The sequence below is a fragment of the Paenibacillus tianmuensis genome (genome assembly GCF_900100345.1).
In the GTDB taxonomy this organism is placed as follows: domain Bacteria; phylum Bacillota; class Bacilli; order Paenibacillales; family NBRC-103111; genus Paenibacillus_G; species Paenibacillus_G tianmuensis.
This window is the reverse complement of the sequence record NZ_FMTT01000023.1, coordinates 69,004-83,875: the sequence shown is the minus strand read 5'-3', so window position 1 is coordinate 83,875 and position 14,872 is coordinate 69,004. Positions and strand designations below refer to the sequence as shown.

Here is a 14,872-nt window from a genome sequence, read left to right as displayed (position 1 = left end):
TGTGTTAGGTTCTAATTCTAATGAATTCATTAGTTCAACTTATATAGATCAGGAGAGCAATCTCACGAATGCTTTCTAAGATATACCGAAAGGAGGTGAACATACATGGCGAACAATGCTCGTGTGCTTTGGGGAACAGTAGATCCAGACGGCTCTATCGTTTCCGGAATGGGCTATAAAGTGGATAAAGGAGGCAAGGGCCTCTATACTGTCATTTTTGATGAATCCTACAGCTTTGTACCGGGAGTATCGACTACTCAAATTTACTACAACAATGGGAATGGTGGCGACACGAGAGACAATTCTGCGCTGGTTTTCGTGAAAAATGATCGTTTCCGCGTTAAAACCGGAAACGATAACGGAGATGCTTCGGATCGCGGTTTTTCCTTTGTGGTTGCAGGCGTATAGCCTAGTTTCCGCTTAGCAATGCGGCAATCCGGGTTTGGAACAAAAACAAAAAACTCCTTGAAACTTTACGGTTTTAAGGAGTTTTTTTGTTTTTAACCTTAGAAAAAGACAGGGTGTGTCATATGACAAGAGCGCTTACATGCGTAACTGTCGGCATGACAATCATTCCCGGTATAACTAGATCAGGAGAGCAATCTCACTTTGCGGCAAGGAGGTATGCGTTTGAATCTACAGTCAGGAGAAAGGCAGGTTGCAAGGCGAATGTTTAATCACATGAGAAGAGAGGAGCATCATCCATGGGGAAAGGAATCGATACGACGGTCAATTGCCATTCATTGGCCGGTGCCATTAAGGAAGCGGGCTACAATTTTGTATGCAGATATTACAACCGCAACAATCCGGGCAAAAATTTGACGGCCGAAGAGGCTGCCGCCTTAACGGCTGCGGGCCTGTACATTGTCGCCGTATGGGAGAACGGCTTTCCGACGAGCGCGAACTACTTTTCGTACGAGGCCGGCAAAAAAGACGGCACAGACGCCCACCGTTACGCCCGTTCTATCGGCCAGCCCAACGGTAAACCGATTTATTTTACGGTCGATTACGATGCATCGGGCGAAGATCTGGACGGGGTTGTCGGCTCGTATATGCAAGGCGTTATCGATTCGTTTCAGGAGGAGGCGGGCTCAGGAACGTCCTACGACATTGGCATCTACGGCTCGGGCCTCACTTGCAAATCTATTCTGGAGGCGTATGACCGCGTAACGTACGCCTGGTTGGCCGAATCGAGAGGGTGGAGAGGCTACGGTTCGTTTGGGGATTGGAACATCAAGCAGTTGGCCGGTGCGACGGTCGCCGGAATCCCGGTGGACACGAATACGACTGCCGGCAACGGCGGCGGGTTTCAAGTGCCGGGGGAGTGAGTGCGCGATGGCGGAACCAAGGCTCGCGCCTTTACCGGCCAAACTCGGCTTTACCGGCCTTGCCGGACTGGTTGCCATACTGCTGGCAATGCTCGTGCTGCCCGGCGCTGTCGTAAACTCCAACCTGTCCAAGCCGGAAACGAAGCGGCTCGTCATCGAGCTGGAGCGGCAGATGTTTGCCACGGAGCCTACGGAGCAGGACGTTTCCGACACCGGGCGGATGAAAGCGGAAATCTGGCGGATCACAAGCGCTTATCAGGCCGACACGGAGGCGCCCGCTTCCGCAGCGGTCCGCAAGCAAATTACCGCGCTGAACGAGCAAACCAGCAAATGGCAGGGAGTCCTTTGGCTTGTGATGCTTGCACTTACGGTCTGCTTTTTCCTCATCGTCAGCTTGCGCATTACGGGAAAACCGTTCGGCCTGCTTGTTAATGAACGGAATGTGATGAGTTTGTCCCGCTTCCAAACGGTGCTCTGGACGGTCGTGCTGCTTTCTGCCTATTATACCGCAGCTTCGCTGCGGATTTACGGGCTGCATGACGCGGGCGGGGCGCTCAATATCGGGATGGATTGGCACCTGTGGGCGCTGATGGGCATCAGCTTTACGTCGCTCGTGGTTACCCCGCTCATTCATACGGTCAAGCAAGGGAAAACGCTCTCGGACGACGAGGCGGCAAAGCTGCCGTCGGCGGATGTGGCAGGGAGCGACGGTATCCTGTACGCCAATCCGAATTTCTCAGACGCCGCCTGGACCGATATGTTCGAAGGCGATGAAGTGAAGAACGCTTATTACGTCGACATCGCCAAGCTGCAAATGTTTTTCTTCACCTTGATTGCGGTTGTCAGCTACGCGGCGCTGCTGCTGCAAATGTTCGGCAGTATACCGCCCGAAGGGTTCGCCGAATTTCCGCCGGTCAGCGAAGGGTTTCTGACCATTCTGGGCCTCAGCCACGCCGGTTATTTGGCAAGCAAATCGGTGGATCGGACGAAAAGCGGCGGGAACGGTGTTTAATAACATTAAATATATTATTAAATCTCATTAACTATTCAATGGAGGGACGAAACGATGAACGACAGCAGAAACGTTCTGACCGATTTTGATCTAAGCCTGGCGCTTGCGCAAAAAGCGATCAACAGTCAAATGCAGTTCGCTTGGAAAGCGTGGAAGAAGCGCAAACAGGTCGGCCAAACGCTAGACATTTATCCCAAAAAACAAGACGGCACGCCGTCCAAGTACGGACTGTCGGCCGTCGTTGAGCCGCTGCAAGTGAGCTTGAACGTGCAAAACGCAAAGCTCGGGCAAGTGCAGGTGACACTGACGCTCAGCTCCGGCACCGTCCATTATTACGACGAAGATCAAGAGGCGGCGTTCGACCAGCCGATTGCGAATTGGAGCGTTTCATTCCTTACGGATTTGGATAAAGAGCCTGTCGATCTCAACATTCTCGCTCAGATTGACCCGGATGCCTACAAGGCTGCGAGTGATAAGATTTCGTCGAGCGGGCTGCCGGAAGACGTGTTTTCCATCGAATACTTGTTTATGAGGCTAACGGACGTCGAGCTGCTGCTTGAGGACAACAAAAATATTTCCATCCCGAGCGACGTTTCGGGCAAAGCCCGCACCAAAGCGCTCGAATGCCTGAATCATCTGCTTCAGGGCGATCTGGGCAAGTTCATGCTCGGTACAGTCGTACGGCGCAATACGAACCATCCTGTACCAACGTTTGCGATGACGGACTTCGTGTTCGACGTCCACCCGAACTGGACGGCAGCCGATGCCGCTACGCTCAGCTATCTCGGCGTTTTTTCCGGCAGACCGCTGCCGGACGACATCAATGCGGCGCGCATCAAGCTGGAGGACAATTGGATCAGCCCGGGAATGATCGACGGCACGGAAGGGCTCGTATCCGGCCTGATGGCCATTCGCAAGGAGGTGTTCATCGACAAGTACTTGATGCCCGAATTCGAGAGCGCACTTGGCCTTCAGCCTGTCGTCGACGGTTTGAAGCGCAGCTTTACCAAAAGCTCCTCAAGCAGCAGTACGAAGCGCGACTTTGTCGATCATAAAATCGATCATTCACTCGGATACTCTCTTGAAATCGCTATCGTTCCCGGAACGAACAGGCTGGACCTCACGGGCGGCATCGACGGTTCGTTTACGTACACGGAGCATACGCTCGGGCCTGCCGGAATGGAAACGGCGCGGATTACCGCATCGGGACACCGGGCGGTGAGCGGTTCCCTCGTCTTGTCAATGACGGACGACTCCGAGGGGGCTTTTTCCGTAAGCTCGCAGCTGAGTTACAGCATCGGCGATCTGCAATCGACGAAGGATTCGAGCGGCTTCGGCGTCGTGGAAAATGCTCTCTCGTGGATTCCCAAGCTGCTTGGCATCACGGGCGGAACGATTGAGGAGATGCTTGGCAACATCGCAGCGGAATACGTCAGCACTGTGGAAGCCGCGTTACAAAAGGCCTTGGGTCATGTGGCCATCGATTTGAACCAGAACCATTTCATTCCACCTGGCGGCGGGGTGTTTGCGTTTCAAAATGTCCGTTTCTCCAACGAAACCGGCGATTTGCTGTTCGATGTCATCTATAAAGCGCCTTGACCTAAGACGATGCAAAATTTTAATCCGGGAGGAGCTTCAGTATGAACAAGCCTAACGTTGTGCGATTGACGACAAGCGATACGAAAGGAAATCCGGTTTCGTTTACTGTTGCTAACGATATTATCGATCATTTGGAAGCGGCGCGGACATTCGGACGGGAAGATTTGGCCGATCCGACGGCGCACGGACGGTTTCAACGGAGGGTGTTTGCGGTGCCGGACCGCAAGTCGGGGGTCGCTACGCCGATGATGTTCACGATCGGCAGCTTGAACGGGCTTTCGCTCGTCCGGAAGGACGAGACGGCGGACGGCGGCTGGAAGGCGATTGACCTGGGAGCCTCGTTCGCCTCCGCTGTCGGTGGAGCGCCGCAGGTACGTGCGGTAGGCGTGGGGTGGACGGACGACGACCGCATTACTGTGGCGGCAGCCGTCGACGCCGCTCCCGGTTTGTCGCAAAGCCGCGTATTCGCAGCGTTTAACTTGCCCGGCGCGGCAATGGACTGGGAACAGGTGCCATGGATAGATTGCGGGACGCGGGAAAGCGTAAGCGTCGAAGGGATTCGGGTGCTGGATGAAGGGAATGGCGCCTGGACGGTCGTGCTTGCGGGCAGTCAAGGGCCCAACGAGTCCGTATACTTGCTGCGCAGCGACAGACTTCCGTCGTTTGCCGGTGCGTTGGTCTTCAATCCGGCCGTTTCAATGCAGGAAATTTTAGATTTCCAAATTGGCGTTCATCCAGTGTACGGTAGTGGGCTGCACGTGCTTGGTCTGAGCGGTGGCAAACGGGTGCTGACCTTTCGGCCGTTCCCGGAATACGATTCGGCAGGCAAGCCCGCAACGATTCCGCCCGTCGTGAATTTGCCTTGTCCTGACGGAGCCAACGTTCTGGAGAGCGGCGCAACGACGGAGGACGGTACCAATTTATACATTGGCGGTCAGGGCTTGTATCTTATACCCGCTGCGGAACAGGACAACGCCGAAATTGCGCAAACGATCCAACTCGTAGCGGCGGAAGCGGCATCCGGCGTCCAGAATGTCATCGCCGGAGAAACGGCGGACGGCAGCGACTCCGTCTGGGCGTTGCTCCAAAACGGCGACTTGATCGTCGTGAAACGGATGGAGGTGGATGCTGCATGGGGGCCGTCGCTGCGTCTGCGGAGCGGTGTGCAGGAAATGGCGGCGATTCCGGGCGACCGGCATGCGACAACGTCGCTATTGGTTGTCTACTCCGATGCGCATGCGGGTTATGTGTGGCAGGATGGCGGGAACGGCGTATGGCAGGAAGCGCCGATTCATATCGCCGCTCCGGAGCAGGCGATGATGGTGACCTGCTACGGAACGTCGCTCCGGGTATTGGATTCGGCGGGAGCGCCCAGGCAGGGCGTCAAGGTGTCGGTGACCGCATCGGTGCTCTCCAGTGTGTCGCTAAACGGCAATGCGGTACTGATCGCCCCGGATGCCGCGGTGGAGGCGGTTACCGACATGAACGGCAGTATTGCCGTATTAAACCGGGTGCGGTCGTTGACTCCGGCCGTGTACCGATTTGCGGTCGACGGCGTCGACGTGCAGCTGGACGTGAACCCGTCGTCCGGGGTATTCAGCCGGTTCAAAACGATGACTGCAGATGAGCTGCGCGGGGCGACGGTGCGGACGCCTGACGGTGATGTGCCGCTGCTCCCGGACAATTTCCGCAACGGTTCGGATCAGGGTCAGGTCGATGCGGTAGCCGCTTCACTGAACCAAGGGGCCGGACTCGCCTTATCAGCCGACGGCGCTGCGCCGGGTGTCCGCGTCGTGGCGGCGAACGCCGCTTACAGCTCGCAATTGCGCGCGGATACGGTGCCGGATACGTACCGCTGGGGAATTCAAGCCGATGCGCAGGGCGTCCGGACGCTGCACGACGATACCGTGAGCAAGCTTATCGGCGCGGCCGAAAGCGCGGAGCATTTCTTCGTCAACCTCGGCCATACGATCGCCGACTTCTTTGAGGGCATCGGCGACAGACTGAAAGAAGGGCTGGCCTTCGTGCTCCATAAAGCGCAAGGCGTGTTCGAATTCGTCTGCGCCATCGGTGATAAAATCAAAAAATTCGCGCTCTCGACATTGGAGGAAGCCGGTGCATTTTTTAAGTGGTTGTGGGCTCAGGTGAAAACCGGGCTGGAAACATTATGGGACTACTTGAAGTTTTTGTTCGAGTGGGAAGACATTATTTTGGCGCGTAATGCCATGGTGGAAGCGACCGACGAAGCGCTGGCCGCTTTGAGAAATGCCGTCGGCCAAATGAAGGACGGCGTGTCCGTCGGCTTCGATAAAGCATTAGCCCAAATCGGCTCATGGCGCGCGGAGGCAGGCGGCGTTCCTCCTGTCAAGCCGCGGCGACCCGCCTCCGGGGGGAGCCTGCTGGACGACATCGGCAAGGCGACTGCTCCAGTGCAGGCTTTGTTGGATCAGGTAGCCGGCAACAGCGTCGTCGCTTGGGTGACGCAGCGTATCGGGAAGCTTGCGGACGATATCGTCCACTTCGAAGGACCTAATCCGGCGAAAGAGGCGCTGGAGGCGGCCGAACAGTTCGTCGCCGGGCTCGTCAGCGACGAGACGAACGATCTGCTGGCGACTTGGGACCAGTTGCAAGCGGATATCGAACATTTGTTCGATGGTGCGATACCCAGGCCCTCGGAGCTCAGCTTCGACACCATTCGCGACGCGCTTGTGGCGGTGGGTTCGGACGTATTGGAAGGGGTGCTTACGGGACTGCGTGATTTCGTCCTTCGCGTCATCGATCTGCTGGAACAACTGCTCGGCGTCGTCCGCGATTCGCTCTTTACGAAGGTCAGCTTTCCGTTTATCGAGAAGCTGGCGAGCCTTGTCGTACCGGGCACGCATATCGATACGTCGTTCCGGCTCATCGACGGCGTGATGCTGCTGTGCGCGATTCCGGCCACGATCGGCTACAAGCTTATCGCCGGGGAGGCTCCTTTTAAGAAAGGCGATGTCATTCCATTCGCCTTCGGACAGGTGACCGTGCAATCGGGTGCCGATGGCCTGCGCAAATATTCTTGGGTGGCTGGACTTGCAGGGGCCTTCGTCAAAATGCTCCTTGCCGGTTACCAGGCATATACGCAAGCCGGTGTTGTCATCGACGGAGGCCAGGCACCGCAGGTCAAAGCCTGGAAGCTATGGGGCGGCGCGGCGTTCGGCGGCGTCGGCGCCGCCACCGAATTTTTGAGCCGTCACACCAGCAAAGGCGAGGACGTTTCGGCGTTGGAGTGGACGATGCAGGCCATCTCCGGCGTCATGTCGATGAAGACGATCGCGCTTCTCATTGCAGAGAACAAAAGCGGAGCGGACCCGGGCAAGCTAAGAAAAATCAGCTCCGGTCTCGATGTCGTCGGTGATGTGGCACACTTTATTTTGCGTACGGCCGTCTTTGGAAAAATCATCGAGCAGGATAACCAATCAGGCGATTCGGGTGCTGCCCGCGACGAGAAGACGACGGAAACGCTCGCTTGGATGGAAAGCTTGTTCGATCATGCTGGCTCGGCGTTTATCTCGGGCGCCGATCTGGACGACGACCCGGAAACGAAAGCGATCTTGCTCGGTTTAGGAGCGGGCAGCAAAGGACTCGGGTTCGTGCTCGATCTGGTGCGGGTGCCGATCACGATGCGAAATCAGCAGATGTTAACCTACTAGCGTTCTTCTTGAGCTTTCTGTCCGGCGCGGGCGCTTCACCGGTATGTCAAAGCAAAGGGGTTACGCTTGTCCATGCCAATTGGCTTCAAGCAAGTCGCCCGGATCGATAGTGGGCCACACCATTCCGTACTCATCCCTCACTTCGCGTCGAGCGCTGAGAAGTCTGTCCACCAGCGCAGTGACGGATGCTTGAGGGAAGAGCGGTCGCAGAGCGGCGAAACAACCGGCAATGACTGCAGCCGCACCACTCGTCTCGCCAGGATCGCCGGGTACGGTAAATACGGTCGTTCCGCAGCAGGTATCCGAGCTGAATGGAAGGCGCTGACTCGCAGAAGCGAGTCGGACGCCTTCTTCTTGCGTGTGTAGTGCGCCGACGCTGACGGTTTCACGGAGGATGGCAGGCCAGGCCATTCCATAAAGGCTTCGTCCGCGATGCTCCGGGTACCAGTTCCCGGCGGCCGTAACCGTGAGGACACCGGCTTCGCGCAGAGCAGCGATCTGCCGCTGCAGTGTCGTATCGTGAAACCGCTCATCGGTAGCATGGTGACTCGAATCGGCAAAGGCGGCGCAAATGACCCCGATGCCGAGAGCGGCCCTGTGCTCGATGATCCAATCGAAGGCTGTTTCGATTAAAGCAGGAGCGCTTAGCACGCCCCGACGGTTCATGATTTTGACCGGCACCAGCTTTGCGTTCGGCGCGTACCGGATGATCGTAGCGGCTACGGCGGTACCGTGCAGCGCTTCGTCGTTCATGCCCCGGCAACGGCCTTCGCCGCTAAGATCGACGCCGGGAAGCACGGCGTCGATCCGGTCCAACCGATCCGGCGAAATTCCGGAATCGACCACAGCTACGACGGTGGCCTCCGCTGAACCGAGTGGGGGAACAGGGGGATGAAATAGAGACAAGTCGGACAACCTTCCTTCCGCATTTATTTATCCTTATAATTCCAGATGACGGCGGCAAATCCTTCTTCCGAGTTCTCAGGCAGCAGCCCCGGAGCTTTTTTTCATGAGCGCCATTATTCAGAATAATTTAAGACTTCTGCTCACTTTCTTCTAAGAAGTGTTGGATAGGATGGGGAACGTAGGAAATATGAGGATGAGGAAAGAAGGGGCCTGTTTTATGAAAAAAGTGGGGCGTTATACGTCAGCGTTGGTTTTACTCCTAATGGGAGCGTTAATACTGTTGGATCGGACAATGGAGACCGAGTATTTGCATTTGGCGATTGGCTGGTGGCCTGTCGTGCTGGTTGGATTTGGAGTGGAGCTGTTGGCGTTTAATTTTCTCCGGCGCGAGAAGCGAAAGAGGCTGAAGCTGGATTTCGGGGGCATGCTGCTCACGGTCTTGATCTTATGGGGACTAAGCTTATTTACACCGGCTTCTCCTTCTGTTTCCTCTTCTGCAGCGGGCTACAGGGTTGCGGGCGGCATCAGTACCGTGGCGTTGGGCGAACAAACGGACAGCCTCGTCATCGATAACCCTGTCGGCAGCATGGTCGTCAAGCCCGGCCCTGTGGACAAAATTCAAATCGATGCTTCTTTGTGGGCCGAAACGCCAACGGCATCGCACGACTTCAAAATCACTTCCAAAGAGAAAAACGGAACAATAACCATAACCACAAGTGGAGGTTTATCCGGATTGAGCAGCAAGAGCAAGCCGCTCATTCGCCTGTTGGTTACCGTCCCCGAACAACGCAAGCTGGATATGCGGCTCAAATTAAAAAGCGGGGATGTGGAAGCTGCGAGACTGCCTATCCGCAATCAACTGGTGGTTGAAACTTCGAACGGAAAAGTGACGGTTTCGGATATCGGCGCAAACGTATTGGTCCGTACGACGGACGCCCAAGTCCACACAGACCATATTCAAGGCGATACCGAGATGCATGCATCGGGCGGTTCGATCCGGCTATCCGAAGTAAATGGCAAAGTCAATGTCGCGGCCTCCAATGGCCCTGTTACGATAAGCGGCTCGACGGTTGGAGGAGATTGGAATGTGGATTCGAAGCAGGGCGACATCACCATCGAGGTTCCTGCGCAGGGCGACTTCCGCATCGACGGCTCCAGCCCCCAGGGCCGGGTAACTGCCGGGCTGCCTATGAATGTAACCGCTAATGCCGCGACAGGAACGGTCGGTTCCGGCGTCCATCTCATCCGCTTGCATGCAGAGAACGGGAACATTTCGATAAACGAAGCGCAAAGTACCGGACAGGGCGGAGGAGGCAAGTGGAAAAAATAAGCATTGCGCAGCAGTTTGCAGCACTTTCGCCGAGCGGTTATGATAGAAACGTTATTTGAAAATAAGAACGGACGGAGTGACGGGTTGCATGCAGATCGATAACATTATCATGACGGGCCGGATGTACCGGGAGCTGGAAGCCGCATGGCCGGAGGGCACGGGCAAGCAAGTGCGGTTTCTTGCCGAATCCGAGGTGAGCGAAGCCGATATGGCATGGGCCGATGCGTTTGTCGGCTTCAAGCCCGTTCCGGCGTTTCATCTGGAATCAATCCGTTGGGTGCATGCGCTCGGAGCAGGCGTCGATGCTTTTGTATACCGCAAGCCATGGAAGCCGGACGTGCTGCTCACCCGTACGACCGGCTCGTTCGGGCGGAAAATCGGTGAATATTGCCTCGGTCATATGCTGGCCGATTTCCAGCATCATGAATCGTTCGCGCGCAGCCAGTCGGACAGAAGCTGGAACCCGGTCCCGCCGCTGCCGCTGTCCGGAAGCTGGGTAACCGTGATGGGTACCGGTTCCGTCGGGCAAGAGCTTGCCCGGATGCTGCAGGCGCTGGGAGTTCAAGTGTCGGGCGTTTCTATGCGCGGGGAAAGAAAGCCGCACATGGATCATGTTTATCCGATGTCGCACATCGGGGACGCCGTTTCCGCGGCTGACTGGGTGATCAATACTTTGCCGCTGACCTCGCAAACGGATAAGCTCTTCAGACCTGCACTTTTTGCGCGGATGAACGGCGCCGGCTTTATTAACGTCGGCCGTGGCCCGTCGGTCGATCATGCTGCGCTGCTGGGGGCGCTTGATAAGGGCCATATTCGTCTGGCGGTACTCGACGTGTTTGAGGAGGAGCCGCTCTCTGACGTGTCTCCGCTTTGGAGGCGCAAGGATGTCCGGGTGACGCCTCACGTCGCCGCTGTCACTTCCGTGGAAGAGGCGTTGAGCGGTTTCTTGGACACGCTGCGCAAGCTGGAAGCGGGAGAACGGGAGCTTGCGAATCGGGTGGACCCGGTACGAGGGTATTAATCGGTTGCCGTGATACGGAAGGATGCAACGAGTTTTAGCTAGCTGAGGAGGAACAACGTATGACGCCAAACGAAGAAATCTTTGACATTTTTGACGAACGGATGAATCCGTTGGGACGGGCTTCCCGCTCCGAGGTTCATGCCCGGGGCCTGTGGCACCAAACGTTTCATTGCTGGATTGTGGACCCTGCGGATGGAGACGCGGTACTGCTGTTTCAAGAGCGGCACCCGGGCAAAGATACGTTTCCGTCATTGCTCGATACGTCCTGTGCCGGTCATCTGCTGTCAGGTGAAGGAGTCGAAGACGGTGTACGGGAACTGGAAGAGGAGCTTGGACTAAGCATTCCGTTCGATACGTTGGTTCCCTGCGGCTTGTTTGCCGAGGAGGACGTCATCTCCGCAGCGTGCATCGACCGCGAGTTCTGCCATGTGTTTGTACATGTGAATCGGCAGCCGCTCACCCGGTATCGCTTACACCCGGAGGAGGTTACAGGTTTATACCGGGTTTCGCTTGAGCAAGTACGGAAGCTGGCTCAAGGCACATTATCGGAGCCGATCCGGATCGAAGGCATCGCACCGGATGAGAACGGCGTGCCGGTGCCGGTCGAGCGGACGGTTGGACCTGCGGATTTCGTTCCGCATCCGAGGGCTTATTATGAGCTGGTGCTGAAGACGATAGACCGGATAGGACAATCCGCTCTTTGATACTGGAGCGCTCATCCGCATTCGGATGACCAGGAGTGGGGGAGCGGGGCAATATCAGAGAATTGGGAAATGAAGCAGAGCTGGGAAATGAACGGCGTATTTCCCGGGTAAGCGCACAACTCGATTCGTTTTTCGATTTTTCAGACTTTTTCGACAGTTGTATTGCAAAAAAAGCGGGTAACTCGGTCATCATCGACATTCCTTTGGAAAGGTCGGATGGATGGGGATACCCGCTTTTTTATCCGTTATACGGACACGCGGCTGATGGTCAAGAACGTCCGATGCACGTCGCCCGCCGGTACTTCCACCAGCTCTTGTTTCCGGTTTAGCTCGTCGGTCTTGGCCATCCACGGCTCGACGCAGACGAAGCTTTTGCCGCTTACGGACCATAGCACGACATAGTTGAACGGCTCGCCGTATGTCATCCGCACGACCAAGCGCTCCGCCGGGCTGAAGGTAATGTCACGTCGCTGCGCGTTCAGGAAAACAACCGATTCCGGCAGCTTATCGAGATCGATGACCCGGCCGTCATAGCTTTTTTCCGTACCGTCGTTGTAGTCGAAGTATTTCGTCGCGTCGGTTTCGTATGCGAGCGCTTTGCGGTCGGCGACAAAATACGGATGAAATCCGGGGTACATCGGCATCGGCTCTGCCGAGCCGTTTCGGTATTCCTGCTCAATGGTCAATTGACCGTCCTTCAACCGGTAGGTAAAGCGAAGCTCGAAGTCGAACGGGTACGATTCCCGCGTTTCCGCGTCGCTGGCGAGCGACAACGTAATGGCGGCGCCGTCGCTGGTATCCGTCGATTCGACACGCCAAGGGCGTAGGCGGGCGACGCCGTGATTTTTCATGCTATAGCGCTGGCCGTTCCATTCATAGGCGCCTTCCGCGAGCTGCCCGGAAATCGGGAACAGCACCGGAATACCGCCGCGGATATTGGCGTTTGGATCGTCGAACGTCGCTTTGTCCAAATAAAGCAGCTCCTTACCGTTCGCCCCGAAGCTGATGACAATTCCGCCGCGTTCCGGGGCGATTTTGAACCACGAACGGGTACTGTGCTCGATCAACTCGTAAATCTCGTAGGAATCTTGGTAAGTTCGGATTTCGTATGGTTTCATGGTCCGTCTCCTTTCTTATCTCCCCTTATTTTACCATAACGATCGGCGTTTGTTCTACGAGGACGTTTTGCGCACATGACGAAAATCCGAATTTACCGGCAAGTCGCCGATCCGTCATGCATAATAATTCCGCACATGAAGATACTGGAATTAAAAAACAAGAGGTGTTCTTTATGTGCGAACGTTTTTCGTTGACGGCCGAGCTGCCGGAGCTGTCGGAGCGTTATCGGATCGGACGGGTGACCTGCGCTTACAAGCCGCGATATAACATCGCGCCGACACAGCAGGTGGCCGTAATTGTCCGGGGGGCGGAAAGCTGGATGCTAGAGGAGCATCGGTGGGGTCTCATCCCGTTCTGGGGGAAGGACGCTGTGAATGCCGACAGCGCAGTTGTGCACGAAAAACCGGCGTATCGCAAGCTGTTCGGCAGGCAGCGTTGCATTATTCCTGGCAACGGCTTTTATGTCTGGCAAACGGAGGGTAAAACAAGACGGCCGATTCGCATCGTCATGAAGGACCGGGGCGTCTTCGCCATGGCCGGGCTGTATGAGATTTGGAAGGATTCGCGGGGCGAAGAAACCCGCACCTGCACGGTCATGACGACGAGGTCGAACCGGTTGGTGTTCGATTACGACGAACGGATGCCGGTCATTTTGGACGAACGGGACGTCGAGACGTGGCTCGATCCGGCCATGAACGGAGAACCGGACAGGCTGCAATCGCTGCTCCGGCCATATGCGCCCGAGCGCATGCATGCGTACCCGGTCTCTCTGCGGGTAGCAGACCCTCTTATGGAGTCGGAGGAATGCGTCGAGGAAGCGGCGCCCGCCAAGTATGCGCTCTTAAGACGATAAGGCCGAGGAGACATCGGGAACGCTCACCGAAGCGGAATATGTGCAGGACAGACTGAAGGATCTGCGGCTGTACCAGGCCGAAGGCATCGATGCAGTGATGGCCGAACACCGGTTGGATGCGCTGTTGTTTCCCGGGGCGTCCGGGGCCGGCGTATAGCGAGCCCGTGCTGATTCGGCTTGCCTATGCGTTCGAGCAACTCGGACCGCAGCGGCGAAAGCCGACGTGGCTGAAGTAGACGATAAGCGCTATAGACGGGGATGGATTGGGAGAATTCATGCAAGGCAAAGCGGAAGAGGAGCCGGGGCTCTGTCCTTAACGGACGATTAATCCCCGGCTTTTTTGCGTGCGCGAAAACGACGCACCTTGATGAGATTGCCGCATAGCTGATAACGGGATTCCCGTCATGGAGCCGATGGCCTTTCTATATTAATCATTTAATCCCTTTCCATTGAGAATTTGCTCCATATATTTTTCAACCCTTGACTCTCTAGTTTTGGATTGTTTAGGTTGAGAAAAATAAAGAAGGTATGCTCTTTGCCGTCCCGGCGTCAATGCTTCAAAAGCAGTTTTCAAGGCAGGGATTTCATCGAATTTATTTTGAAGTTCTTCAGGAATGATGAATTCTGTATTCTTTTTAAAAGTCACTTCCAAACCGGCTTTTTCAACTTCAATGGCTTCATGAATATAGGCTTTCAAGATGGTTTCCATTTCAACTATTTCTTGAACATGGGTGAACCGAATCTGGCGCGCCGACTGTACATTCTCCGTTTGTTGGACTAGAATCCCATGGGCATCCTGTAACAAGGCGCCTTTGTGAAACAGAAGCGCACAATATTCTTTAAAGCCATGTATTAAAACGATGTTCTTTTCCTCAAACGTGTAACAAGGATGCATCCACTTAAATTCTTCGGTCAGCTCACAGTCAAGAACGAACTGTCTCAACTTCTCATACTCTTCTTTCCATTTTTTAGCTTTTCTTAAAAATCCATCAACCTTAGGATTCATTCTACGATTTGTCATCAGGAAATACTCCTCTTCAATTTTTCGATCAGCTGGCAGTCAAGAACATTCGTGTCTTTGATAGAAAACAGGCATGAGGAGACCAACATATTCTTTTATTCGACATTGTGTTTTCGTACTCCTTGCTATCAAGGCAGCGAAATCATACCAATCGTCTTCTTTTTTCCAGCGTTTGAAATTTAGTATGAACGGAGGGTTGGCAAAGTATTTATGTTCGGGTTGCGTTTTGCGATGCAAGAAAAAAAGAAAATGCACAGAGGAAGGAGGAAATATACACATCTAATGGGAAT

Annotated in this window: 12 protein-coding genes; 9 read left to right on the top strand and 3 right to left on the bottom strand. The window is 55.3% G+C overall.

Annotation, left to right across the window (positions count from 1 at the left end):
- Positions 1–105 precede the first annotated feature (105 nt).
- From BLO51_RS16065 to BLO51_RS16045, 5 genes are all read left to right on the top strand, one after another.
- Positions 106–408 (top strand): hypothetical protein, encoded by a 303-nt coding sequence (locus tag BLO51_RS16065; RefSeq protein WP_090673501.1) that lies wholly within the window; start codon positions 106–108, stop codon positions 406–408.
- A gap of 296 nt (positions 409–704) precedes the next feature.
- Positions 705–1,328 (top strand): glycoside hydrolase domain-containing protein, encoded by a 624-nt coding sequence (locus tag BLO51_RS16060; RefSeq protein WP_090673499.1) that lies wholly within the window; start codon positions 705–707, stop codon positions 1,326–1,328.
- Positions 1,329–1,335: 7 nt separating this feature from the next.
- Complete coding sequence (locus tag BLO51_RS16055; protein WP_090673498.1) at positions 1,336–2,340, top strand: hypothetical protein; 1,005 nt, start codon at positions 1,336–1,338, stop codon at positions 2,338–2,340.
- Between the two features lie 54 nt (positions 2,341–2,394).
- Positions 2,395–3,939 (top strand): hypothetical protein, encoded by a 1,545-nt coding sequence (locus BLO51_RS16050; RefSeq protein ID WP_090673496.1) that lies wholly within the window; start codon positions 2,395–2,397, stop codon positions 3,937–3,939.
- Between the two features lie 41 nt (positions 3,940–3,980).
- Positions 3,981–7,628, top strand: a complete 3,648-nt coding sequence (locus tag BLO51_RS16045) for a hypothetical protein (RefSeq protein ID WP_090673495.1) — start codon at positions 3,981–3,983, stop codon at positions 7,626–7,628.
- 60 nt (positions 7,629–7,688) lie between these two features.
- Here the strand turns inward: BLO51_RS16045 and BLO51_RS16040 are convergent, their stop codons facing one another.
- Entirely contained in the window at positions 7,689–8,534 is an 846-nt protein-coding gene (locus BLO51_RS16040) for a S8 family peptidase (RefSeq protein ID WP_281180374.1), read from the bottom strand.
- Between the two features lie 280 nt (positions 8,535–8,814).
- On the opposite strand from BLO51_RS16040, the gene BLO51_RS16035 reads away from it, so the two are divergent.
- The 3 genes from BLO51_RS16035 (at position 8,815) to BLO51_RS16025 (ending at position 11,589) form a co-directional block, all read left to right on the top strand.
- Positions 8,815–9,864 (top strand): DUF4097 family beta strand repeat-containing protein, encoded by a 1,050-nt coding sequence (locus BLO51_RS16035; RefSeq protein ID WP_167670233.1) that lies wholly within the window; start codon positions 8,815–8,817, stop codon positions 9,862–9,864.
- Between the two features lie 88 nt (positions 9,865–9,952).
- Positions 9,953–10,885: a D-2-hydroxyacid dehydrogenase gene (locus tag BLO51_RS16030; protein ID WP_090673490.1), complete on the top strand. Its 933-nt coding sequence runs from the start codon at positions 9,953–9,955 to the stop codon at positions 10,883–10,885.
- A 59-nt stretch (positions 10,886–10,944) separates the two neighbouring features.
- Positions 10,945–11,589 carry an NUDIX hydrolase gene (locus BLO51_RS16025; protein ID WP_090673488.1) on the top strand — a complete coding sequence of 215 codons (645 nt, stop codon included), beginning with the start codon at positions 10,945–10,947 and terminating at the stop codon, positions 11,587–11,589.
- A gap of 245 nt (positions 11,590–11,834) precedes the next feature.
- On the opposite strand, the gene BLO51_RS16020 is transcribed toward BLO51_RS16025, so the two are convergent.
- Complete coding sequence (locus tag BLO51_RS16020) at positions 11,835–12,707, bottom strand: aldose epimerase family protein (RefSeq protein WP_090673487.1); 873 nt, start codon at positions 12,705–12,707, stop codon at positions 11,835–11,837.
- A 173-nt stretch (positions 12,708–12,880) separates the two neighbouring features.
- Here BLO51_RS16020 and BLO51_RS16015 point away from each other — a divergent pair, with 173 nt between their 5' ends.
- The gene (locus BLO51_RS16015; protein ID WP_090673485.1) at positions 12,881–13,561 is read left to right on the top strand and encodes an SOS response-associated peptidase; all 681 of its coding nucleotides are present in this window, start codon (positions 12,881–12,883) and stop codon (positions 13,559–13,561) included.
- Between the two features lie 427 nt (positions 13,562–13,988).
- On the opposite strand, the gene BLO51_RS16005 is transcribed toward BLO51_RS16015, so the two are convergent.
- The gene (locus BLO51_RS16005) at positions 13,989–14,582 is read right to left on the bottom strand and encodes a YdeI/OmpD-associated family protein (RefSeq protein ID WP_090673484.1); all 594 of its coding nucleotides are present in this window, start codon (positions 14,580–14,582) and stop codon (positions 13,989–13,991) included.
- Positions 14,583–14,872: the final 290 nt, after the last annotated feature.

What these genes read in the sequence shown, in the direction of transcription:
- BLO51_RS16065 (WP_090673501.1), top strand. Translation starts at nt 106, where the DNA reads ATGGCGAACAATGCTCGTGTGCTTTGGGGAACAGTAGATCCAGACGGC.
- BLO51_RS16060 (WP_090673499.1), top strand. Translation starts at nt 705, where the DNA reads ATGGGGAAAGGAATCGATACGACGGTCAATTGCCATTCATTGGCCGGT.
- BLO51_RS16055 (WP_090673498.1), top strand. Translation starts at nt 1,336, where the DNA reads ATGGCGGAACCAAGGCTCGCGCCTTTACCGGCCAAACTCGGCTTTACC.
- BLO51_RS16050 (WP_090673496.1), top strand. Translation starts at nt 2,395, where the DNA reads ATGAACGACAGCAGAAACGTTCTGACCGATTTTGATCTAAGCCTGGCG.
- BLO51_RS16045 (WP_090673495.1), top strand. Translation starts at nt 3,981, where the DNA reads ATGAACAAGCCTAACGTTGTGCGATTGACGACAAGCGATACGAAAGGA.
- BLO51_RS16030 (WP_090673490.1), top strand. Translation starts at nt 9,953, where the DNA reads ATGCAGATCGATAACATTATCATGACGGGCCGGATGTACCGGGAGCTG.
- BLO51_RS16025 (WP_090673488.1), top strand. Translation starts at nt 10,945, where the DNA reads ATGACGCCAAACGAAGAAATCTTTGACATTTTTGACGAACGGATGAAT.
- BLO51_RS16020 (WP_090673487.1), bottom strand. Translation starts at nt 12,707, where the DNA reads ATGAAACCATACGAAATCCGAACTTACCAAGATTCCTACGAGATTTAC.
- BLO51_RS16015 (WP_090673485.1), top strand. Translation starts at nt 12,881, where the DNA reads ATGTGCGAACGTTTTTCGTTGACGGCCGAGCTGCCGGAGCTGTCGGAG.
- BLO51_RS16005 (WP_090673484.1), bottom strand. Translation starts at nt 14,582, where the DNA reads ATGACAAATCGTAGAATGAATCCTAAGGTTGATGGATTTTTAAGAAAA.